The organism is Vibrio sp. Y29_XK_CS5 (assembly GCF_024181835.1).
GTDB classification, from domain to species: Bacteria; Pseudomonadota; Gammaproteobacteria; order Enterobacterales; family Vibrionaceae; genus Vibrio; species Vibrio harveyi.
In genome coordinates this window covers 1,437,114-1,461,329 of the sequence record NZ_JAMZAM010000001.1, presented here as the reverse complement: position 1 = coordinate 1,461,329, position 24,216 = coordinate 1,437,114, and the positions used below count along the sequence as shown (strand labels likewise).

The following is a 24,216-nucleotide window of genomic DNA, read 5'->3' as shown; positions in this document are numbered from 1 at the left end:
TGTATTTACACTGAGATCATATGCGGTCGGATATTTGTTGGCTGAGTGTTTTCTGGGGTTGGATCCACATCAGAAATCGCAGCCTGTTTTTCGATAAGGTCCTGAATAAAGCACTCTACCCATGCTTCTAATGCTGCCACATTAAGCATCGCAATAGGTTGTTGAGACCATAAAACCGCGGTGTTTTCTTGATGAGAAACAACGTGAGAAGGCCAATATTCACCAAAGATATTGCTCTTTGCCAGTTGCTCTGATATTGGGTTCATCTCACCCAGCTCTGCATATAGGACCATCCACTCTTCATTCTGATGCGTGAAGTGAAGTTGATATTTTTCGTTGATAAGCAGACTGTAAATGCCATCTTTTACGATTGGGCTCTCTAGACCATTCTTTTCAAAAAAGCTGCTAACTAGGTACTCGAATGTGGTTGTCATTAATGGTTAGCCTCCAAGTTGACGATGCTAAACTCTCCGGATAAACCAAATTTTGGTAGGTCGTAGCCTGATTTATGCCAGAAATCCTGAGTAAACCAGTTGGTGAAATCTTCTTTGCTTGAGAAAGAAAACTCGCCGAAGTTAGGGTCAAAGAACGTCACGTTATCCCCATCTACAGCCGCAGCAACGGCATGTGCATTACTTGGTCCTTCCAGACCAATCTTCTTAAATAGTGATGTTTTAGGACCATTATCAACGATCTTCGCAGCGAGTTCTGCCGCTCCATTTTTGCCACGGCTTGTTTGCCCACTCACGCGTGATAATGAACCGAGTTCTCTATAAGGCGATTCGATGTTATTGCTTCTTAACCAACCTTCTGTGATAGTTTCTTGGTGATTGCCAAGCATGCCATCGGTTTGCAGTTGCGCGACGGACTGCATTGTCTCTTTATTCAACTTGCCTTTATCGCTTGCTGTTCCTGATTGAAATAACTGCTCCCCTAAATTAGAACCTTCCGCTCTTGCCTTCATCCAATGTGCGCTGAGTGCTTCACAGCATCCGCCAGAGGTATTGGTGTCTTTCAAAATGGCGTTTTTGATGCTGCCCGTTACTTGGGAGAGCTGCATGGTTACCTCGCCGTTATGTTTTGCTACTGAATTGCGTAACGAAGCGGTTTTCGTACTGACCAGAGCATGCAAAATACGATCGCCTAGAGTTTGTACTGCTGTTTTAAAGTTTTGTAGCCTTGATCTAGGTTCTGCACTTTGTTCTGGTGTCGCGCTTTTCAGAGATAATGAACTGATCGGTGCTGGGTTGGCTGCTGCAACGTTATTAAGACGTTCTAGCATCATATTGCGGATCGCATCTGACGGTGTTTGTGTGCTCACACTCAAACCACCGAGTTGACCTTGATTTTGTGCTTGTGTAACTGGTGTAGAGATGATTGGTCGACTGATAGGAGAAACATTAGTAACACCTTGCATAACTACCTGCTTTTCGTTATTTGTTTTGTGTGTAGCAAGATTAACCAAAACCTATCAAGGTGGCCTGTTAGCCATGGTCGTTGTTTTGTTGATTTGAGCGGGGTACTGCTTTGAATTGATAAAGGGGGAGTTGACGTTAATCAGTTAATTGATTGGAGATTTCGGGGTCAATACATGCGCCAATCACCTTATCAGCATTTGTTTTTGCTCTAAAAATTCATTGCAGATAAGCGGGAACTTAAAAACGGTAGTACGTGTTTGAGTTGCATCGCCAAACAAAACCTACCGTTTTCATGTTGGAGTCTACTTTCCGATCTTCATCCTGAGATAGCTTACATATATGATATCTCTTCAGGTTTCGTCATAAGTACTGCTTCATCATCAGTATTATTTCACGGTAAGGACCATCTTGCCTACGTGCCCCTTCTCTTGGAATGCCGCTTGCGCTTGGTTTATGTCTTCAAGTGGGAAAGTCTGCGCGACCAATGGCTTGATGTTGCCTTGTTCAATATGATGAACCAAGTTTCCAAACACTTCAGGCTCAAGGACGGTACAACCAAAGAAGCTGAGATCTTTGAGATACAGAGTGCGCACATCTAACTCAACCATCGCGCCGCCAATGGCACCTGAGACCGCGTAGCGACCTTTCGGGCGTAATACATCGAGAAACTGTGACCACTGGTCGCCAGCAACTAAATCAATCACCACATCGACGCTGTTGTTGCCAAGTGCTTCAACAAGATTTGCGTTGCGTGGCACGACTTCATCTGCGCCCAGTTCTAGCACTTGTTCATTTTTGCTTGGACTTGTGATGGCAATAACGATGGCACCGCGTGCTTTGGCAAGTTGAATCGCTGCAGAACCGACCCCACCGGAAGCACCAGAAATCAAGACACGATCTCCCTTGGCAACACGAGAGCGCGTGAGCATGTTTTCTGCCGTTGAGTACGAACATGGGAAAGACGCAAGCTCTACATCGCTCAAATTCGTGTTTAGTTTGTATGCGTGCGTAGCTGAAACCACGGTGTATTCAGCAAATCCACCGTCGCATTCTGAGCCAAAGTACCAAGGTGGATTAATGGTTTCGCCATTTACATCGCTTAAGCAAGGCTCAATTAGAACGCGTTCACCTATGCGGCGTTCATCTACCATACTACCCACGGCAACGATCTCGCCACAGACGTCAGCGCCTTGAATGCGTGGAAGAACCAGTGCATTGCCGCTCCAACTTGCATCCTCGCTGTCGTTGTCGCCTTTTGAATACCAGCCAATACGCGTATTGATATCGGTATTGTTCACGCCCGCTGCGGATACACGAATCAGCACTTCGTTCTCTTTTGGCGTTGGGACAGGAATATCTTGGCGGTATTCCAACATTTCTGGTCCGCCGTGACCGGTCAATAGAACACCTTTCATTGTGGTTGGTAGTGTTGTCATGATTAATCTTCCTTTAGCAATCTTAAAACAGCTTGTTGCGCCGAGTTCAGAGCCTCGTTACCCAGTACCGGCCAAGCGCTGGATACCCCTTCGTGTAATAAGAACAGCTGTGTGGCGAGGTCTTGGCGAAGGCTCTGTTTACCCAAAAAATGTCGAACGTCTTCTTTATGTGCTTTCACGGTTTGGTTGATGATGTCGTGTTCGGGAAATGCCGCAACCGCGTTCATCGACATGCAACCATGCGGTGCGTAGTCTTCCATCCATTGTTTGAGCTTACTGAAGATATGCTGAGTCGCCTCTAACCCTGTTTGTGGAGAGTTATCCAACAGGAAATTCAGGTAGCGTTGGTGACGGTGTTCTAGTGCGGCAACGATCATTTCTTCTTTCGAAGGATAATGTTTGTACAAAGTTCGCAAGCTCACGCCACAAGCGGCTTTGAGCTGCGCGACACTCGGCTCTGCAAACCCAAGTTCGCTAAAAGCTTGTTCTAAATTGGCGGCGATCTGTTCTTTCAACATAGCGTTTTCTTAAGGTAGAATGAATGTTCTACTTTAGGGTAGAGCGATCGTTCTACCTATGTCAACTAAGATCGTAGATATAAAAAAACGGAGCCTGAGAGCTCCGTTGTTAATCATAAAGTTAGTGTTAAATATTTTTGTATTCGTCCAACACCAGTTGGCTAATCTGAGCAATCACTTGGTCACGAGCTTGCAGTGACAGATCGGTGCCGGTGATATAGATACTGATGTAAACAGGCTTGTGATTTTCTTTCCAGATCATCGCGGTGATACCACGTGAGCCAAAACCGCCTGCGCCAGAACGATCTGCAATTGACCAGCCTTTAGGCAACACAGAACGCATTAGAGAGTCAGATACCTTGTTGTCTTGCATCCAGATCTTTAATTGAATGCGAGATTCATACGATAGCGCGTCGCCTTCTAGTAGAGTGTGCAGGGTGTTTACCATGGCGTTAGGTGTTGTCGTGTCTTGCTTGTCGCCCGGTTTCGCTTCATTCAATCTCGGCTCAAAACGGTCAAGTCGGGTTGCTTTGTCTCCAATGGTACGCAAGAACATTGTCACACCACGAGGTCCACCCACACTGCGCAAAACAATGTTGGCTGCGGTGTTGTCACTCATCAGCATCGCGGCTTCACAAGCATGCTCAATGCGAGTCGTTTGACCAGCCATGCGGTCCATCACCGGAGACCACACCACCATGTTGCGTTCTTCTACTTTAGCGGTCGCGTTCTTATCGAGCTTTTCATTATCCATGTCATTTAGCATGGTCGCACATGCGAGTGTTTTGAAGGTGCTCATCATGGGAAACCGCTCATCGCCACGATAATCCCAATGCTCATCGGTTTGTGTATCCCAAACCGAAACACCGATGCGACCTGAGATATGTTCTTCTATTGCAGCGAGGTCTTCATTGATTTTGGCGGCGTAAGTTGCACTTGAACAGGCTAACAATCCGAGCAGCAGAAATAGCTTTTTCATCGTTGATTTTCTTAGTGTTATTAATACCAGTTCTTACTCTGGTGACATTACCCGGAACTATAACGAGTGAATACTCTAATAACTGTTAGATTCATGTCTTTTTTCTGTAGGAATCTTTGCATATGCCAAGCTTTACCCGTTTTTACGCTTATTGACGTTGTTTTACATGTGAAGGACTAAAGTAAAGTTGTCGATTAACCGAGTAACCAATCATGAAAACAATCCGCAATATCATCTGGGCAATGATCGCCGTGATGTCCGTATTATGGTTTGCGATGGAGCCGCAGCTTTTCTCTTCCAGCAATGTCTTTGAATGGCGATCTGCCATGATCCAATATTCAGGCATTTTGTCTTTGATGTTGATGTCAGTCACCATGGTGTTGGCGATGCGTCTGCCCGTGGTTGAAAACTGGCTACATGGCATGGACAAAGCGTATCGAGTGCACAAATGGTTAGGTATTAGCGGTGTTGCATTGGGTATTGTGCACTGGCTGTGGTATCAAGTGCCGAAATGGTTGGTTATGTCGGGAGTATTGGCGAGACCAGTAAAACACTCAGGAGCAGGACCTGCTGGTAATTTGTCTGGCATTGAAGCTTGGGTTAGTGGTTTACGTGAATTTGGGCAGAGCCTTGGTGAGTGGGGGTTCTACTTACTGTTGGTGTTGTTGGTGGTTTCTTTGTGGAGTGCGATAAAATACAAACCGTTCAAACTCTCTCACCGTTTGATGTCGGCTGCTTATCTATTGATTGCTATTCATTCCGTGCTGTTGTTAAAACGCGCGTACTGGGGTGAGCCTGTTTACTACGTTACGGTCGCCTTTGCAGTCGTTGGTTCGATCGCCGCACTTTACAGTTTGTTTGGCTTGGTTGGACGTCGGAATAAACACTCCGCTATGGTGACTTCTACACGTTACTTCCCACAAGCAGAGGTGATGGAGTTAGTTTTAAAACCAGACGCGTCTTGGCAAGGGCACAATGTGGGGCAATTTGCCTACTTACGCTTTGGTGACGAAGATGCGCATCCATTTACCATTGTATCCGGTAGTGAAAGTAACGAACTGCGTTTCTTAATCAAGGAGCTAGGTGACTTTACCACTGGGCTTTATGAACGAGTGCGAAATGGGGACGCAGTCACGATAGAAGGTCCTTACGGTCGTTTAGCATTTGATTTAGATAGACCGCAAATTTGGGTTGCTGGTGGGGTAGGTATTGCTTCTTTCTTCGCTGCTTTGGAAGCATTAAAAACGAAAGCGAGTAACAATAACGTGCACTTGTTTTATTGTACACGTGGTGTGGATAGCCATTTAGTTGATGAGCTATGGCACCTTGCTCACCAAGCCAACGTCAACTTGCATGTGATAGACACACTGAAAGCACCACGTTTAAATGCTGAACGTATCATCGCGCAATGTGGTCATTTAAATCAGTATGAAATGTACTTCTGTGGACCTGAAGCGTTCTCAAAAACATTGAAAAAAGAGCTCGAGGCGTGTCAATTTAATATTGAAAGAAGCTATCACGAAGAGCTGTTTGTAATGAGATAAAAATCGTTATTGAATGAGAAAGGAGCTGAATGAACAGCTCCTTTTGTATATTTGATTTGATACTACAGCTCGATACTTTTAACCATGCCAGCTTCCGCATGCCCCGGAATGTTGCACGCGAACTCAACGTTGTTGTCGCCGTGGAAATGCCACAATAACTGCTTCGCTTTGCCCGGTTCTACCGTCACAGAATTGCCTGAGTCGTGCATGTGCCCACCAGTCATTGTCTTCATCATTTCACGATGCTCTAGCTGCTCTTTGGCAGAACCGATAGTGAACTCGTGTTCGATTTTACCCGTGTTCATGACTACAAACTGCACCACATCGTTTGGCTCAATCTTAACGTCCTTCTTGAACTTGATTGTCATGTCATCACCTAAGATAACGTGTACCACTTTGTCTGGCTTTGCCCCTTTTGCAGGCATACCAACTGCCGACATGCCCGGCATATCCATCATGTTTGAATGGTCCATTTGGGCAAAGGCAGCCGTTGTAGTTAAGGCTAGAGCAAGAGTGATTAGTGTCTTTTTCATTTTTATATCCTTGTTTTAATTCATTAATAACTTGGTTACTTCCCCTCAAAACGGATTGTTTGAGGGGAAGGTAGGGATTACGCCTTGTTGCCAGTGCGATCTTTGTTGTCGGCGTTTTCGATTTGATTACCAGCTTGCGTACTTGTATGACTAGGAGTTGAGTTACTTGGGCGCAACTCGCGTTGTTTCCACAGCTTGAAGATGGCAGGAAGTACCAAGAGCGTCAGTAGCAGTGCTGATGCCATACCACCAATCATTGGTGCGGCGATACGTTGCATCACTTCTGACCCTGTACCTTCGCCGTACATGATCGGAATCAGACCAATAATGACCGTTAGTACCGTCATCATTACTGGGCGAACACGTAAGCCTGCACCTTCGCGAATGGCATCGGTTAGGTCTTTCGCCTCAAGCTTCTGTTGGTTCTCTTCCGCATCGAGTTTTTTGTAGTGCCACGCTTGGTTGAGGTAGACGAGCATGATGACCCCAATCTCAACTGCGACACCTGCTAGGGCAATAAAGCCGACCCCGACGGCAATCGAGAAGTTGTAGTTGAGGATATGCATGAGCCACAAACCACCGACCATAGCGAGCGGTAGGGTAAGCATGATGATCATCACTTCGCCGACACGACGGAAGCTGAAGTAAAGCAGCAGCATAATGATGGCGATGGTGATTGGTACCACGACACTCAAGCGATCTTTCGCACGCTCCATGTATTCGTATTGACCAGACCAAGCCAGCGAGTAGCCCGCAGGAAGCTCCAGTTGATCTGCCACGACCTGTTGCGCTTCCACGACGTAAGAACCAAGGTCACGACCATCGATGTCGACAAACACCCAGCCGTTTGGACGTGCGTTTTCCGTCTTGATCATTGGAGGACCGTCTTCGTAACGAATGTCTGCTACGTCAGCCAGTGCAATACGAGCGCCATTTGGTGTCACTAACGGTAAGTTTTGCAGTTTGACCACTGAGTCACGGTAGTCTTGCGGGTAACGAACATTGATTGGGTAACGCTCCAAGCCTTCGATGGTTTCACCCACATTCATGCCGCCCACCGCGGTCGAGATCACCTGCTGAACATCTTTGATGCTTAAACCGTAACGCGCTGCCGCACGACGTTTAATGTCGATTGTGACATAGCGGCCTCCTGCTACACGCTCTGCATAAACCGATGCCGTGCCTTGTACACCATTAAGAATTGGCTCCAACTGAGAACCGATCTTCTCGATCACTTTCAGATCGGGTCCGGCGATCTTGATACCGATAGGGGTTTTGATGCCCGTTGCCAGCATGTCGATACGCGTTTTGATCGGCATAACCCAAGCGTTAGTAAGACCAGGGAACTGAACCAGACTATCGAACTCTTTGCGTAGCGACTCGGTTGTTACGCCTTCACGCCATTGATCGCGTGGCTTCAACTGAATCACGGTTTCGATCATGGTGAGTGGCGCTGGATCGGTTGCAGTCTCAGCACGACCAATCTTGCCCCATACGGTTTTCACTTCTGGAACGGTTTTGATCAGCTTGTTGGTTTGTTGTAGAAGCTCGCGCGCTTTACCAATCGAGATACCTGGGTAGGTCGTTGGCATGTACATCAAGTCGCCTTCATCCAGCGGCGGGATGAACTCGCTACCCAGTTTACTGGTTGGGTAGTAAGCCGACGCCATTAGACCTAATGCAATAATAATCATGGTCTTAGGGTATTTTAAGCTGGTGTTCAACAGCGGCCGGTACAACGCGACCAAGCCGCGGTTAACCGGGTTTTTGTGTTCCGGTAACACCTTACCGCGAATGAAGTAGCCCATAAGAACAGGGACGAGTGTGATTGCCAAACCTGCTGCCGCTGCCATGGCGTAAGTCTTAGTGAACGCAAGCGGCGAGAACATCTTGCCTTCCTGACCTTCTAAGGCGAACACCGGTACGAAGCTAAGTGTAATGATTAGTAACGAGAAGAACAGCGGTGCGCCGACCTCCTCTGCGGCTTTGCCAATTACTTGCCAGCGGTTCTTGTCGGTCAGTGGCGTTCGTTCAATGTGCTTATGAACGTTTTCAATCATCACGATTGCGCCATCCACCATGGCACCAATGGCTATCGCAATACCACCCAAGGACATGATGTTGGCGTTGATGCCTTGCCAATGCATCACGATAAACGCACTAAGAATACCGACAGGTAGACTCAGAGCGATAACCAATGAAGAACGAATGTGGAATAGGAACAACGCACACACAATCGCAACGACGATGAACTCTTCTGCAAGCTTCTTCCATAGGTTTTCTACCGCTGAATCGATAAGGGTAGAGCGGTCGTAGGTTGCCACAATTTCTACGCCTTCTGGTAGGCTGCGTTGTAGGTCTGCAAGTTTGTCTTTGACTTTCGCAATCACTTCACTGGCGTTTTCACCAAAGCGCATCACGATAACCCCACCCACAGCTTCACCTTCGCCATTCAACTCAGAGATACCACGGCGCATTTGTGGACCAAGGTTAATGTCTGCGATGTCTCCTAATAGTAACGGCGTGCCTTTCTCGGTGACTTTTAGAGGCAGTGATTTGATATCTTCAATGCTGGTTAAGTAACCCGTGGTACGAACCATGTGTTCGGCTTCCGCAACTTCGATAACGGACGCGCCGGTTTCTTGGTTGCCGTTTTGGATTGCCATGTTCACTTGTTGCAAAGTGAGGTTGTAAGCACGCAGCTTGGCAGGATCAATCTGTACTTGGTATTGCTTCACCATACCGCCCACGGTAGCGACTTCAGAGACGCCATCAACGGTTTGCAACTCGTACTTCAAGAACCAGTCTTGCAGGCTGCGAAGATCAGCCAAATCATGCTTGCCAGTTTTGTCTTGTAATACGTAGCTGTAAACCCAGCCTACGCCCGTTGCATCAGGACCTAGGGTTGGTTTTGCGTTCGGTGGGAGCTTTGGTGCTACTTGGCTTAAGTACTCCAACACGCGAGAACGTGCCCAGTACATGTCGGTATCATCGTTGAAAATGATATAAACATAAGAGTCACCAAAGAAGGAGTAGCCACGAACCGTCTCAGCACCCGGCACGGCAAGCATGGCGGTTGTGAGTGGGTAAGTGACTTGATCCTCGACGACTTGAGGAGCCTGACCTGGATAGCTTGTCTTGATGATCACTTGCACATCAGAAAGATCCGGAATGGCATCAACAGGCGTATTCTTTACACTGTAAAGTCCGCCTAATACAAGAGCTAAGGTCGCGATCAACACTAAGAAACGGTTGCTCAATGACCAACGAATAATTGCACTGATCATAGTGATTCCTCAACCGCCTCTGTTGCTGGCGTTAGCTGTTTAAGAATGTAATCAGCTCCTTGTTTTTCAACTAGAAACCGAACTTTTTCTCCTTCTTCAAAACCTGATAAATCCACCTCTTCACCGACAGAGAAGTTCATTTCGCCCGCATCCCAATTCCATTCTGCTACTGGTAGGTGGTTTAAGGTAATCATGCCAAAATCAGCCATCAGCATCGTGATGTCACCAGTTAGCCAAACTTCTGCTGCAATGACGCTGTTGTCTGCCTTATAGTCAACGATTTGATACTGACCAGATTCTGTTTTCTGCATTTCAAATTCGATAGCCTGACCTTTTTTCAAGTCACCCATCTCGACGCCATCAGCAAAAGTAAAGTTCATCACCATGCCTGGCCAATCCCATTCTGGTACCGGCTGGTGGTTAATGGTCAGCATGCGGTGATCTCTCATTACATCTGTGATTTCGCCTTTTGCCCATGCCGTTTCTGCCGCTGCTTCTATGCCGTTGATGCGAGACAGATCTGCTGACTGGCTTGATTCAGAGTCAAGCATGAAGTGAGATGACGTTACGATCTTGTCGTCTTGTTTAAGTCCTTGTAATACTTCGATTTGTTCGCCAGCTTCACGACCGACTTCAATTCGAGCAGAACGGTATTTGCCATTACCTTCAGCCAGAACAACGCGAGTCATACCGCCGGAGCGAATAACGGATGACTTAGGAATGGTTAATACCGCATCGTCAGTGACAGGCTGCAACGCGATATTGGCAAACATGTTAGGCTTTAGATCGCCATTTGGGTTAGGGAACTTGAGACGTACGCGTAACGTACGTGTTTTCGGGTCGAGGATTGGGTACACGTAATCCACGACACCTTGCCATTCAGTACCCGGAATGGCGTCAAGGGTCATCGTGGCTTGAGAGCCGGCTTTCATCCAATGTGCTTGACGCTCAAAGACTTCCGCATCAACCCAAACATTGTCCAAAGGACCAGCACTGATCACCGCTTGAGCCGGAGACAAATAGCCACCTTCTCGCACGTTTAAGCTCGCGATAACGCCATCAGCAGGTGCTTTAATTTCAATGGTTTGGGATGCTTTGCCACGACGAGTAATGGATTTGATTTGGGCACGGTCAACGCCAAGCGTTACTAAGCGCTCAGTCGCCCCTTTCACTAGCCCTTTACGACCAGTACGGTAAGCATTCAGCAGTTCTTCTTGTGCCTTAACCAGTTCCGGAGAGTAGAGAGTGAAAAGCACATCGCCTTTTTTCACCTTCTCACCCACGGCATTGATGTAGAGTTTTTCTACCCAACCCGCAACACGAACGTTGGTTTGCCATAACAGACTTTCATCGAAGGCGATATAACCAACCGTTTCGATGCGTGGTGATAACTGTTGTAGTGCCACATTTGCAGTTTTGACCCCGAGGTTATTTTCTACTGAAGGATCGATAGTCACCGTACCGGGCGCCTCTTGTTCACCGGAGAGGTCTTCTGCGTAAACCGGAATCAAATCCATGCCCATTGGAGATTTACCCGGTTTATCACGTTTGTAGTTGGGATCCATTGGAGCAACCCAATAGAGTGGATCATTAGAACTTGCTGCGGAAGTTCCACCCATCGCACTCATGTCGTGAGCTGAGCCCGCAAGAAAATGATTAGCACCAAACCCTAAAGCACCACCAACGATCAGCGCGATGGTTGCAACTTGTAATGTTTTCATTCTTATACCTTATTTTCCCGTTTGCGCATGACGCTACAGCGTTGTTGACTGCTCTATATCGGTCACCTGTAGCCCCAACGTTTTTGGGAATCACAAATTAATATGTCGAGATAGAGCGAGCTTCTGGAGAAGCCACTTGATAATCGAAACCACCGAGTAGGGTGGCTAAATTGCTGTTTGCGATGTTGAGATCGGTGAGCAGACGTTGTTGCTCTAATTGCAGAGCCAATTCGTCTGTCGTGGCTGAAATCACATCGTTAAACTGCGCTGTGTTGTTTTGGTAGCCCCGCTCAACGGCTTGAATGCGCGCTTTCGCTTGGGGCAATAAGGTGGATTGGTAACGTTCTAAACGTTGGGTTAAGTTGCCGCGATCAACCAGCAAAGTGTTCACCTTGGCATTCATCTGCGTTAATAAGGTGTCTTTTTGTGATTGTGCTGCACCAACTTGGTATTGTGCGGCAGCGAGATTGCGATCTTGGCGATCACCCGTGAACAGTGGAATGTCCATGGTTAGATAAGCGCTGACCAAGTCTGATGCTGGCTCACCCTTCATGTTATTGGCTTGACGATAAGCGTACATAACCTCCACACCAAACTGCGGGTTATAAGCTTGTTCAGCAATCTCTACCTGAGTTTTATTGGCAGAAATACTCACATCGGCCATTTTAACCATTGGGTGCTGACTAAGTTGTTGGTAGTGCTTGGTGGAATCTTTGCTGGAAGCAAGTTTGCTATTCAGTGTATCCCAGTTGAGTTGATTGGTAGCGTACAGAGCCTGTTCCGTCGCTAACCAGTCCGAGCCTAGCCATTCCGAAAGCTGAGAAACAAGACGTCGCTGCATTTGCGCATTGGCTTGCAGTTTTTCATCCAGCTTGCTCACTTGTAATTGAGCGTTGAGTAGGTCTTGCGCTTCACTCTTACCAATCGAATAGTTGGTTTGAATAAAGCTTTCCATCTCCTTCATCAACTTGCGGTTCTCAAGCAAGATTTGCTCAGCTTTTTGCTGATATCCAAGCTCTAACCATAGTTGAGTCATGCTGTTGGCAACTTCAAGTTCGCGAGCATGAACTTGAAGCCCAAGCCCATCGGCTTGTTGATTGGCTTTCTTCTGTTGCAGATCGAGCGTGGAGCCACGTTCGAATTGCTGCATTAAACCAACAGAGATGTTGGTCATTGGGTCGTCATCGAACTTAAAGCTGTCGACAGGTAAACCACCAAAACCCACTTTGAGTTTTGGATCCATCAAGGTAGAACTTGCAACACCCGTTTCACGCATCGCAGCGGATTGCGCTGAATATTGTTGGCGGTTGCCATCATTGCTCAGGGCAACATTGATCAGTTGCGCGAGTTTTTTTGATGATGTGCGCATCTCTGGCGCAGTAAGGTTTGCTGCTTTGGTTTCTTTGCTCGGCACTTTTGTATTTGGCATCGCCGCATTCACCAAAGTTGGAGCAGAAACCAAAGCCAAGGCACACATAGGTGCAGCAAGGCGGTATGGTCTAAAATCCATAATCTAAATCCAGTGTTTGCCGAAACGACGAAGAAGGGTTTGGCTTAAAGCAGAAACAGTAATCCAGATTTATCTGCGTCGTATTGGCACATTAAAACCACCTGCGATAGCTACGCAGGGTCGAATGCAATACAGATTTAAATTATTGGAGGTCGGTACAGGTCACAGCTGACGTGTACAACAGGGGAGGTGACTTCAGGAGTAATTGCCGCACGATAAACGATCGGCAATGCGCGATTGACAGGGACAGGTAGGGGGAGGAAAACCAGAGAACAAGCCGCCGTGCAGCAGGTGTGAACCATGCCGGAGCCTCCACCGCAGTTCATTCGGCTTTCTCTCACTTCACCGTCTTCGGTGATGGATACGTCCATCATTCCGAGCATGCCACAATGTTCACTGTCGTCCATCATCATAGATTGTCCATGATTCATCACGCCATTTGACATCATTTGGATGTTCATCAAAGGGGCACTATTCGCCACGCTTGATACTAATAGCATCAGCGTTGTGAAGAGAGTTAACCAAGTTGTATGCAGCGATTTTAGGTGCATACCTTTTCCCGTGTATTTGATGAAATGATGAAAACCACTCGATTCTAAAGGTTAACCTTAGGGTAAGGTCAATGTTTTATTACTCTTCTTATCAAAATAGTTCAGCCAACCATTTTTCGCATTATCTGACGAGTAAAACGTTTGTTGGACACTGATTCTTAGGACTTCGCGCAAGAAGCTCATTCTTTTTATGACACGTAAAAAATGTGGTTTATAAGTTTTACATCACACTAACTTGTCTTACAAATGATTATCCTTATAGAATGCATGGTTTTACTTGTGCAGATTTGGATTTGCTTTGCTGCGGGGGTTGCATGATAGAAATTGTCATCGATGGAAAATATAGAATTGTAGAAGAGGGTTTAACCCTTTTAGAAGCAGCAAAAGTGTGTGGGGTCGAGATCCCATCGCTGTGCGGAATGAACAAAAGTAATGAAAAAGTGCCGTGCGACTTGTGCGTGGTTGAAATCGAAAGTGGCGGCACTAAACGCGCGTGTGAACTCGAAGTTTACCGTGGTCTCAATGTGGTTACGCAATCAGAGCAGTTAAGCGAGCACCGCAGAAAAGCACTTAACCGCATCATGACGGATCATTACGCCGATTGTGAAGCGCCATGTAAAACCGCGTGTCCAGCGGGTGTAGACATCCAATCCTACCTTTATCACATCGCACAGAACGATCATCAAAAAGCGATTGAAGTGATTAAGCGTACGCTTCCTATGCCGTTATCGATTGGTCGTGTATGTCCGGCATTCTGTGAGAGCGAATGTCGCCGCTCGTTAGTCGATGAGCCTATTGCAATTCGTCAGCTTAAACGTCATGCCGCGGATGCGGATTTGTCTGCGCATGAAGCCTATGTACCAGAAAAGAAATCAAGCAAAGGGTTGAACATTGCCGTCGTCGGCAGTGGTCCTGGTGGTCTAACGGCTGGCTACTACTTATCGAATGAAGGCTACGACGTCACTGTCTTTGAATCCATGCCAAAAGCGGGCGGTTGGTTGCGTTATGGTATTCCTGAATATCGCCTACCAAAAGACATTCTCGATAAAGAAATCGAACTGATGTGCCGCAATGGCATGCAGGTTCGCACCAACCAAAAACTGGGTGTGGATTTCACGCTTTCTCAATTGAGCGAAGAATACGATGCAGTGTGTTTGGCTGTCGGTGCGTCTCAAGCGGTTGAAATGCATTACACAGGCAGCGACCTTGAAGGTTGTTACCTGGGCGTTGATTACCTGAAAGATTACGTTACTGAGCAAAATTACGTCACGGGTCAGAAAGTCGCGGTGATTGGTGGTGGTAATACGGCAATTGACTGTGCTCGTACTGCGCGTCGTGCTGGTGCAGACACCACATTGATTTATCGTCGTACACGTGACGAAATGCCGGCAGAAGACTACGAGATTGTCGAAGCGGAACACGAAGGGGTGAAATTCCACTTCTTGACCAACCCTGCAGAAAACCTTGCCGATGAAACCGGACGCGTGAGTGCGATTCGTCTAGAGCGCATGGCGTTGGGTGATCCGGATGCATCTGGTCGTCGAAGCCCTAAACCAACCGGCGAGTTCTTTACCGAAGAGTTCGACACCGTGATTGCGGCTGTATCGCAAAAGCCAGATCTGAGCTTCCTCGAAGGCGAAGATTTGTCGATTCCACTTACGCGTTGGAACACCTCCGATGCAGATGAAAAGACCATGCACTCAGGCACGGGTAACATCTTCAGCATCGGTGATTTCCGCCGTGGTCCAGCAACGGCAGTTGAAGCCGTGGGTGATGGTCGCGTTGCGGCAAAAGCCATTGATCTGTTTTTGAATGGCGATATGGCAGACATGCCAAAGGCGGCGTTCAACTCGCGCAAAGAGAAGAAACTTTCTCAAGTCGATCCGCTTCACTTCGAGAACATCCAAAAAGTCGCTCGTTCTATCATGCCTGAACTGACTCCAGCACAACGCGAGCAAAGCTTCGCTGAAGTGGAGTTGGGCTTTGATAACGAAGAGGCGATGAAGGAAGCTGCGCGCTGTCTAGAATGTGGTTGTCAGGCAAATACCGATTGTGCGCTGCGTGATTACTCCACCGAATATGAAGCTGAGCAAAGCTTTGACTTCTCCTTGCAGATTAAATCACATCAAGATTGGTTAGATCTTCGTGCGAAAGACTTGCGTCATAAGTACGAAGTTGACCGCAGTTCTGAGTTTATTGAGTTTGATGCTAACCGCTGTATTAGCTGCGGTCAGTGCATCCAAGCGTGTCGCGACAAAGCCGTGCACGGTGTACTGAACTTTGTTTGTGATAAACAAGGTCGCCCCGCGCTACGTCCAGACGATCGTCCACACTTTGGAAGTAACAAGAATGGTTTAACTCTGATGGGCGATTCGAACTGCGTGCAATGTGGCGCGTGTGTTCAAGTGTGTCCAACGGGGGCGATGGTCGATAGTCGTGACCGTTCGCAAGGTCGTACTGAAGATCTGAAAGCGGTCGACACCATTTGTACATACTGTGGTGTGGGTTGTAAGTTGACTATGTTCGTGGACGAAGCAACCAATACGATTCGTTACGTGAAAGGCGGTGACTCGCCGGTGAACCAAGGCATGCTGTGTGTGAAAGGGCGCTTTGGTTTTGACTTCATTGGCAGTGAAGAGCGTCTTACCACGCCATTGATTCGTAAAGACGGTTGGTTGCAGCCTGCAAGTTGGGAAGAGGCGATTCAGCTGGTTGCGAGCAAGTTCTCTGGCATCAAGCAAGATTTTGGCAGCAACGCATTGGCGGGTTTCTCTTCAGCGAAAACCACCAACGAAGACAACTACGCGTTCCAAAAATTTGTCCGTCGTGAACTGGGCACCAATAACGTCGACCACTGTGCGCGTTTGTGTCACGCATCGAGTGTAACCGGTCTTGAGGCATCACTCGGTAGTGGTGCAATGACCAACGACATTCCAAGCATTAAGCACTCTGATGTGATCTTTATTATTGGTTCGGATACTACATCGGCGCACCCGATTATCGCTTCACATATCAAACAAGCAATTCGTCATCACGGTGCTCGTTTGATTGTAGCTGACCCGAAACGTGTCGATATGGCAGAGCATGCTGAGTTGTACATGGCGCACCGTCCGGGTACTGATGTGATGCTCCTGAACGGCGTCATGCAACAGATCATCAAGAACGGTTGGTACGATCAAGAGTACATCGAAGAACGTGTCGACGGCTTTGATACCTTACTGCAAGAGGTGATGTCGCCAGCTTACAACCTCGATAAAGTGGAGTTGGTTACAGGTGTTAAAGCCGAAGACATTCAAGCAATGGCGCGTATGATTGGCACGGCAGATCGTACCGCTGTGTACTACTCGATGGGTATTACTCAGCACACGACAGGTCATGACAACGTGCGTTCTATCGCTAACCTGCAATTACTGTGTGGCAACATCGGTATTGAAGGTGGTGGCATCAACCCGCTACGTGGTCAATCAAACGTGCAAGGCGCGTGTGATATGGGTGCTTTGCCAAACAGTTTCCCGGGTTACCAAAAGGTATACAACCCAATTGTGCGTCAGAAGTTTGCGATTGAATGGAACGCGCCAAATCTGCCTTCTGAGCAAGGTCTAACCCTGACAGAAATCATTGATGCGGCTTGCCATCGTGACGTTCGTGGTATGTACATCATGGGTGAGAACCCAGTATTGAGTGACCCGAACCAAGCGCATGTGATTGAAGGCTTAGAAGCGCTCGATTTCTTGGTGGTTCAAGACATCTTCCTAACGGAAACCGCTCAATACGCGGATGTGGTTCTGCCTTCTTGCTCGTTTGCAGAGAAAGCGGGGCACTTCACCAATACGGAACGTCGTGTTCAGCGTGTGAATCCGGTTGTAACGGCACCGGGTGAAGCGAAAGAAGATTGGTGGATTATTCAAGAAATCGCCAATGCAATGGGCAGTGATTGGGACTACCACTGCGTGTCTGATATCACTAACGAGATTGCACGAGTGACGCCTCAATACGCAGGTCTTCGTTGGGAGGCGATAACGCCAAACGGAGTGCAGTGGCCGAGCAACAAGAACAACCCAGCAGGTACTCGCATCATGCACCAAACCCAGTTTACTCGTGGTAAAGGTCAAATGGTGGGCGTACCGTTCCGTTATGCGGCTGAGCTGCCAGATGAGGAGTATCCGCTTGTGTTAACGACTGGTCGTGTGCTTGAGCAGTTCCACACCGGCACTATGACGCGCAAAACCAAAGGGTTGGATAATCTTGCTGGTCCACGTGCGATGGTGAGCGTGGAAGACGCAGAAGCGCTAGGCATCAGTAATGGTCAGCGTTTGAAGGTGTCTACACGTCGCGGCAGCATTGAGATTGATGCCTTTGTGACTAAGCGCATTCAAAAAGGTGTGGTGTTCATTCCATTCCACTTTGTTGAATCCCCGGTGAACCGCCTAACGACAACAGCGACTGATCCGCATGCGAAGATCCCTGAATTCAAGGTTGCCGCGGTTAAGGTGGAAGTAAGCGAAAAGGTTCTACATACAGAGCCTGCAACGGAAGCAGTTCATACTATTTAAGCTGATACGCTACGTATTGGTCAGCGACGCACTGGCGAGTTAGCAAACTACATATAAGCTTATGATATGTAATCGCTAAACGAGCAGTGCGTGTGCTGAGAGTCATTAAATGGATCATGTTGTTTCTACCTGCATCAATTTGGCTGGTGGCAAGGCAATATCATGATATCTGGTGGGCGGAGAATCTGACCTCGATTCCCGCCCTCATTTTATTCGTCTATTTCAGTCTCGCTCTCGCGCTTTTAGTCTTTCGTCGCTGGGCGAAGGCGCTCACCTCAATCGTGATCAGCGGTGCTTTTGTTCCATTTCTCTTACCTGCACACATCAACCGCAGCGAAGCCTGTGAGCACCCACTGACAATCATCCAGTTCAATCTGTTCTACGAAAACCCAGACATCAATCAGTTTATTAACTACTTGCTAAAACATCCCGTGGATTTGGTGGTGATGCAAGAGCTCTCGACACAAGTAGGGAATAAGTTGCACCTTCTCGATGATATTTATCCTTTTTATTACGGAGGGCAGCGTGGCGTTGGTTACCCTTCTAACCAGATGATTCTAAGTCGTTATCCTTTGGAGTCAGTCTCGATTTATCACACCCCTGATGGGCAAGAAGTCATTCGCGCTGTATGGCAAGTAGATGAGCCTATTACCTTGATGACAGCACATCCTCCTTCGCCAAGAACTGAGCTGTTGTGGCAACGCAGAAATGCACTGATTCGAACCATAGAAACCCTTACTGATTTGTACCCAACACCGGAAATGATTGTGATTGGGGACTTTAACCTATCTGCAATAAGTCCTAGGTTCAATGAGTTGTTTTCGCGTTTTCATTCCCAACCTGTCGCCAGTTGGCCTGCGTCACTCAAAGGCATATCTGTCTCTTCGATTGCTATGATAGGCATCGATCACCTTTGGCTTAAATCAGAAAAGGCTGACAGAAAAATCTGTTCTCGCTTATCGTCGAGCCAGCCAAAGGGGTCAGATCATAGGTTAGTTACGACTCTAATAGGACAATGAACTGGTACTTTTTAATGGCAAGATTATCAAAGAACCAAAGTTTCTAATTATTTAGAATGAGGTCAGATTGTGCTACGGCTTGTCATGGAATTGACGGATTCTGGCCGTCGCTTGTTATTTGTGTGAATTCTTTAACCTAAACTTCATCCGCTTTCTATACTGAAAGTATACCCAAGCCGTTCTTATGCAATCAGTACGCAAAAGTGGATCGGGTATAACAAGAAATTCATAACGATAAGAGGCAACTTGCATGACAAGAACTACCTCAGCAGTGTTAATACTTATTTTAATGAGCGCTTACTTTGCCTATAACCGCTTTTACGTTTATCCGCAAAAGTTAGAAACGCAGGCGGAATCGATGCTGATCCAAATGGCGAACCGAGAAGAGTGGCTGGATGTACATGAGATGATGGCGCGTGTAGAAGAGCACAAAGCTCATCTAGAACTCAATGCCGACATTACCTCGACCAACGGTAAGCGGGCTTACAGTGAAGGTTATATCACTTACAGCGACCGCAGCCGAAATGTCTGCAAGCAAGTAGTCTTCAATTTTAAAATCAACTCACTAAGAAGCTACATAATCTCTGATTTGCATGATTGCTCTTGGGGCGAATACTACTGAATGCTGCATCTTGAAGTCACTTGTATATAGCATGGTGAGTAGTTGATATCTTTCAATCGTCCCTTTACCAAGTAGCGAATAAACAAAAGCCCGATGTTGAATATCGGGCTTTGTCGTTTCCGGATTCGACTGTCATCGATATGAGTTACCTCGGTTTAATCCCCGAGAGGCTGTCTTTCCAAACCACCACGATAAGAGTCGAGGGCAACTTTGAGTCGGCGAAGTTTATCGCGCGAGCGTCGCTTATGATTAACGGCTAATGCCATCGAAAGTACATCAACCAAAGCCAACATCGCGTAACGAGAAGCCGATGGCTTGTAGATGAAGTCCGTCTCTTGGTGCTCAATAGGCAGAACCAAATCGGCTTGCTCAGTCAAAGGTGTGTCTTTCGGAGTAATCACAATAACTTTCACGCCGTACTGCTTGGCTAATTGCGCGGTTTCTATGATGGCAGGGGTATAGCCAGTGGCTGAGATCATCACCAACACATCGTTCGCGTCTGCCGTCGCTGCAATCATGCGCGATAACAAGCCATCGTTGTACGCCACAACAGGGTAGCCCAGGCGGAACAAACGATGCTGCATCTCCTGTGCTGCAATGGTTGAGCCGCCACCCATACCAATACAGATCACTTGCCTTGCGTTGTGCAGCCAGTTCACAGCAGTGTCGATATCTTCTTCAACAATCAAACTGCGGTTTACATCAAGGGATTGCTTGATCGACTCATAAATGCCTTGGTAGCCACTTTGATCAGGTGGCTCAAGGATGAATCGTTGTCCAACCGTTAAGGTTTGTGCCAGTTTGATCTTCATATCACGCACGTTTTTGCAGCCAACAGCTTTAGCAAAACGGGTGATGGTGGCTTCACTCACTTCTGCGCTTTCTGCCAGTTCAGTAATGCTGGCGTTGGCGGCAGTTTGAATGTCGTCCATGATCAACTTCGCGACCTTCTTTTCGGCATCGCGCAGCGCACTGAAACGTTCAGTGATTTGAGAGATAATATCGACTTCTAAACTCAAGCTGTGTTCCTATCTTTTGCATGGAGACGATTGTGCCGCCTCCACTGGTTTGGCATGAAGTATAACGAAAAGCCTCACTAAGCTCATCATCAGAAACGGGTTTTCACCCAATGAGTGACTTGATACTCATCATCACAAACCGCCACGGCACGCCACTTATCAAACGTTAAACATGGGTGAGAGGTTGAGAAGGCAATCATATCACCCACTTGAAGGTCGCTGTTTGCGTTTACTTCGATGAACGCATGCTGATCCATCACTGCGGTCGTTACCGCACTTTCAATAGAGATTGACTCACCTTCGCGGTATGCGCGCTCGGGGATTGGTAGCCCGGCATCAAACGCCACGTCACGTTTGCCAAAGCCGGCAACTAGCTTGGTTGGCTCGGGGCGAGAAATGACATAAGCCCAAAGCTCTAGTGCCGATTCCAAGTCACCACCTAAATCACACGCTGCACCTTGGTTGTTTTCAGCACGCTGCATGACTTTGTTTTGTGCGTCTAGGTAAATGCCTGTGTCATGAATTGCGTAGCAACCTGGGCGAATGATGGCGTCAAAATCTTCTAGGTTGGCAAAGCATTCAGAAACTACGTCATACCAAGCAGAGCCGGCGCCTGTGACCAGAGGTTTAGACTCAATCAACTTGTCGTTTTGTAGTTGGGCTGCGATTTCTAATGTGGTGTTGAGGAAGTCACGGATGTCCTGCTCAGCATTGTCACCATGAATGACACCTTCGTAAACCTCGATACCTTTGAGCGTAAGGTGAGGTTGCTGGTGGATGAGTGTGGCGAGCTCAACCACATCTTGTTGATTTCGGCATCCACAGCGACCGCCTTCGACACCAAACTCAATCAGTACATTAAGCGGCAATTGATGTTCAGCGAAGGCACGCTCTAGCGCTTTGACGTTTCGGATTGAATCCACACAGCAATAGAAGTTGATTCCATGGGTTTCAATCAAGTTGGCGATGATGGTCATATTTGCGCGCCCAACTAGTTGGTTCGCCATGATGATGTTTTTTGCTCCGCCTAGCGCCGCAATCTCTGCCTGAGCCGGCGTTGCGACGGTAATGCCCCAAGCGCCGTTTTCTAATTGCTGCTGGAAGAAAGCGGGAGTCATGGTGGTTTTACCGTGCGGTGATAACTTCACTTTGTGCTGATTGGCAAAACGCTGCATCCAATCGAGGTTGTTCTTCAATGAAGAAGATTTGATCACCGCTGCAGGCAGGGTGATCTCTTCATGGATCAAACTGTGTAACCCATCGGAATTGCACGCAACAGGTTGAGCCTTCTCTCCGTAACCTGGCGTCGTAACACACTCATTATGATAGTTTTTATCACACTTTTGGCGATTGTCTCTCATGGCGCACCTACTTCTAACATGGTCTAAGTGATTGATATTAAGTGTTTGTTGCTAACCACCATAAATAATATGTTAGAAAGTATCAAACAAATCTGAGTTTTTTGTGTGTTTCTTCACTGTTTAAATTTCAAGAATTATTAAGATGGAATCATGTTAACGACGGACGAAGAGAGTGAAGTATGTTGTTCGATACCATTATCAAAAGCGTAGGGGTATTTGACGGTACGGGCGCAGCACCATTCATTGCTGATGTTGCGATTCGTCAAGATCGTATTGAGCAAGTAGGGCAGCTAGACGAGCTTTCTGCAAAGAAGGTTATCAACGGTCAGGGTCTTGCGTTGGCTCCGGGATTTATTGATGTGCACACGCACGATGACACCAATGTGATTCGTTACCCTGACTGCTTGCCAAAGATCAGCCAAGGTGTGACGACGGTAATCGTAGGCAATTGCGGAATTAGCGCGAGTCCTGCGGTACTCAGTGATACCCCGCCAGACCCAATGAACCTATTGGGCAAGCAGGAAGACTTCAAATACCCAACCTTTGCGGAGTATGCGAAGGCGGTACAAGCGGCGAACCCTGCGGTCAACGTTGCAGCGTTAGTCGGTCACACAACTTTACGTAACAACGTAATGGACGACTTACTGCGCACGGCTACCGATGAAGAAATCGAGCAAATGCGCCAAACACTGGCACAAGCGATGGAAGAGGGCGCATTGGGTTTGAGCTCGGGTCTTGCTTATGCGAGTGCCAAGCAAGCAAACGCGGATGAAGTGATGCGCCTAGCGGAAATTCTTGGTCATCACGGTGGTATCTACACCACACACATGCGCACTGAGTTTGAAGAAATCATCAGCGCAATGGAAGAAGCCTTTGAAACTGGGCAGTACGCCAAAGTGCCCGTGGTGATTTCTCATCTGAAATGCGCAGGCGCAGGCAACTGGGGACGCACGGTAGAAGTGCTGGATTTGATGGATAAGGTTTCTGAGCATCAAGACGTGTCTTGCGATTGCTACCCATATTCGGCGAGTTCTTCAACGCTGGATTTAAAACAGGTGACGGATGAAATCGACATCTTCATCACCTGGTCTGAAAGCAAGCCAGAACACGCTGGCAAGATGCTGAAAGACATTGCTGACGAGATGCAACTGCCTCTTATGGAAGCAGCAAAAGCGTTGCAACCTGCGGGTGCGGTTTATCACTGCATGGATGAAAACGACGTCAAACGTGTCCTTAAGTATAAGTTGACCATGGTGGGCTCGGATGGATTACCAAATGACCCGCATCCTCATCCACGTTTGTGGGGCACATTCCCGAAAGTCTTGGGGCATTACTGCCGTGAAGAACAGCTTTTCCCATTGGCAGAAGCGATTCACAAGATGACGGGGATGTCAGCAACACGCTACCAATTGAAAGATCGTGGGGAAATAAAAACAGGCGCTTACGCAGACTTGGTTTTATTTAACCCAAATACAATTAAAGATACTGCAACGTTCGAAAATCCAATTTCTGTTGCTCAAGGTATTGAATCTGTATTTGTAAATGGCGAGCTATCTTATTTAAAAGATAAAGTCACCGAAAATAGAAATGGCGTATTTATTTATAGAAATAATACCCATCAATAACTTATTAAATTAATTAATTTTATAGATTAAGCATTATCACTGGAGAATATTATGTCAATTAAACGTTATGGTGTAGAAGGCGGCGTAGGCACTGGCGGTCAACATTTACCATTTGCACGAGCAACAGAAGCGGGCGGCTTCTTATACGTATCGGGTCAAACACCAATGACTGACGGCGAAGTGGTAGAAGGCGGTATCGTTGACCAATCTCGCCTAGCGATTCAAAACTGTGTCGATATTATGGAAGAAGCAGGCTACACGCTAGCTGATGTGGTGCACGTAAAAGTGGTACTAACGGATTCTCGTTACTTCCAATCGTTCAATAAAGTGTTCAGAGAGTTCTTTGGTGATCACCCACCTGCACGTATTTGCATGGTGTGTGATCTCGTGGTCGACGTGAAAGTCGAAGTCGATGTGACTTGCTACCGCGAAGATCGCCGATAAAGTTCACATTTTACTTAATGAGTGCCAAATATAATTACTTTCCTGTTATTATCTTTTTGGCACTCTCACTCCCTAC

General features: G+C 47.3%; 18 protein-coding genes. 6 read left to right on the top strand and 12 right to left on the bottom strand.

Annotated features, from left to right (window positions below):
• Positions 1-5: 5 nt before the first annotated feature.
• The 5 genes from NL647_RS06555 to blaCARB all read right to left on the bottom strand — a co-directional run bounded on the left by NL647_RS06555 (position 6) and on the right by blaCARB (position 4,351).
• A complete protein-coding gene (locus NL647_RS06555; protein ID WP_017189509.1) occupies positions 6-434 on the bottom strand; it encodes a CesT family type III secretion system chaperone in 429 nt (142 codons plus the stop codon).
• Complete coding sequence (locus tag NL647_RS06550; protein WP_017189508.1) at positions 434-1,417, bottom strand: YopT-type cysteine protease domain-containing protein; 984 nt, start codon at positions 1,415-1,417, stop codon at positions 434-436. The genes NL647_RS06555 and NL647_RS06550 overlap by 1 nt, the downstream gene beginning before the upstream one ends.
• Positions 1,418-1,804: 387 nt before the next feature.
• Complete coding sequence (locus NL647_RS06545; protein ID WP_172458649.1) at positions 1,805-2,857, bottom strand: alcohol dehydrogenase family protein; 1,053 nt, start codon at positions 2,855-2,857, stop codon at positions 1,805-1,807.
• Positions 2,857-3,372, bottom strand: coding sequence for a TetR/AcrR family transcriptional regulator (locus NL647_RS06540; protein WP_009700062.1), 516 nt, complete (start codon positions 3,370-3,372; stop codon positions 2,857-2,859). The genes NL647_RS06545 and NL647_RS06540 overlap by 1 nt, the downstream gene beginning before the upstream one ends.
• Positions 3,373-3,499: 127 nt before the next feature.
• Complete coding sequence (gene blaCARB, locus NL647_RS06535) at positions 3,500-4,351, bottom strand: CARB/PSE/RTG family carbenicillin-hydrolyzing class A beta-lactamase (RefSeq protein ID WP_005452579.1); 852 nt, start codon at positions 4,349-4,351, stop codon at positions 3,500-3,502.
• A gap of 212 nt (positions 4,352-4,563) precedes the next feature.
• Between blaCARB and NL647_RS06530 the strand changes: the two genes are divergently transcribed.
• Positions 4,564-5,895: a ferric reductase-like transmembrane domain-containing protein gene (locus NL647_RS06530; RefSeq protein ID WP_253649851.1), complete on the top strand. Its 1,332-nt coding sequence runs from the start codon at positions 4,564-4,566 to the stop codon at positions 5,893-5,895.
• A gap of 62 nt (positions 5,896-5,957) precedes the next feature.
• Here the strand turns inward: NL647_RS06530 and NL647_RS06525 are convergent, their stop codons facing one another.
• The 5 genes from NL647_RS06525 to NL647_RS06505 form a co-directional block, all read right to left on the bottom strand.
• Positions 5,958-6,428, bottom strand: a complete 471-nt coding sequence (locus tag NL647_RS06525) for a cupredoxin family protein (protein ID WP_253649850.1) — start codon at positions 6,426-6,428, stop codon at positions 5,958-5,960.
• Positions 6,429-6,505: 77 nt separating this feature from the next.
• Complete coding sequence (locus NL647_RS06520) at positions 6,506-9,715, bottom strand: efflux RND transporter permease subunit (protein WP_253649849.1); 3,210 nt, start codon at positions 9,713-9,715, stop codon at positions 6,506-6,508.
• Positions 9,712-11,436, bottom strand: coding sequence for an efflux RND transporter periplasmic adaptor subunit (locus NL647_RS06515; RefSeq protein ID WP_253649848.1), 1,725 nt, complete (start codon positions 11,434-11,436; stop codon positions 9,712-9,714). Before NL647_RS06515 ends, NL647_RS06520 begins: the two co-directional genes overlap by 4 nt.
• 97 nt (positions 11,437-11,533) lie before the next feature.
• Positions 11,534-12,946, bottom strand: coding sequence for a TolC family protein (locus NL647_RS06510; RefSeq protein ID WP_005452568.1), 1,413 nt, complete (start codon positions 12,944-12,946; stop codon positions 11,534-11,536).
• Between the two features lie 137 nt (positions 12,947-13,083).
• The gene (locus NL647_RS06505) at positions 13,084-13,497 is read right to left on the bottom strand and encodes a hypothetical protein (RefSeq protein ID WP_253649847.1); all 414 of its coding nucleotides are present in this window, start codon (positions 13,495-13,497) and stop codon (positions 13,084-13,086) included.
• Between the two features lie 314 nt (positions 13,498-13,811).
• Between NL647_RS06505 and fdhF the strand changes: the two genes are divergently transcribed.
• From fdhF to NL647_RS06490, 3 genes are all read left to right on the top strand, one after another.
• Entirely contained in the window at positions 13,812-18,050 is a 4,239-nt protein-coding gene (gene fdhF / locus NL647_RS06500; protein ID WP_253649846.1) for a formate dehydrogenase subunit alpha, read from the top strand.
• Positions 18,051-18,142: 92 nt separating this feature from the next.
• Entirely contained in the window at positions 18,143-19,069 is a 927-nt protein-coding gene (locus NL647_RS06495) for an endonuclease/exonuclease/phosphatase family protein (RefSeq protein ID WP_253649845.1), read from the top strand.
• A gap of 250 nt (positions 19,070-19,319) precedes the next feature.
• Positions 19,320-19,691 (top strand): hypothetical protein, encoded by a 372-nt coding sequence (locus NL647_RS06490; protein ID WP_005452561.1) that lies wholly within the window; start codon positions 19,320-19,322, stop codon positions 19,689-19,691.
• A gap of 155 nt (positions 19,692-19,846) precedes the next feature.
• On the opposite strand, the gene NL647_RS06485 is transcribed toward NL647_RS06490, so the two are convergent.
• A complete protein-coding gene (locus NL647_RS06485; RefSeq protein ID WP_005425077.1) occupies positions 19,847-20,710 on the bottom strand; it encodes a MurR/RpiR family transcriptional regulator in 864 nt (287 codons plus the stop codon).
• Positions 20,711-20,799: 89 nt separating this feature from the next.
• On the bottom strand, positions 20,800-22,071 hold the full coding sequence (locus tag NL647_RS06480; protein ID WP_253649844.1) for an amino acid deaminase: 1,272 nt from the start codon (positions 22,069-22,071) through the stop codon (positions 20,800-20,802).
• A 179-nt stretch (positions 22,072-22,250) separates the two neighbouring features.
• Between NL647_RS06480 and NL647_RS06475 the strand changes: the two genes are divergently transcribed.
• Both NL647_RS06475 and NL647_RS06470 read left to right on the top strand, forming a co-directional pair.
• Positions 22,251-23,696 carry an amidohydrolase family protein gene (locus NL647_RS06475; RefSeq protein WP_253649843.1) on the top strand — a complete coding sequence of 482 codons (1,446 nt, stop codon included), beginning with the start codon at positions 22,251-22,253 and terminating at the stop codon, positions 23,694-23,696.
• A 51-nt stretch (positions 23,697-23,747) separates the two neighbouring features.
• On the top strand, positions 23,748-24,140 hold the full coding sequence (locus NL647_RS06470; RefSeq protein WP_005425100.1) for a RidA family protein: 393 nt from the start codon (positions 23,748-23,750) through the stop codon (positions 24,138-24,140).
• The last annotated feature ends 76 nt before the right edge of the window (positions 24,141-24,216 follow it).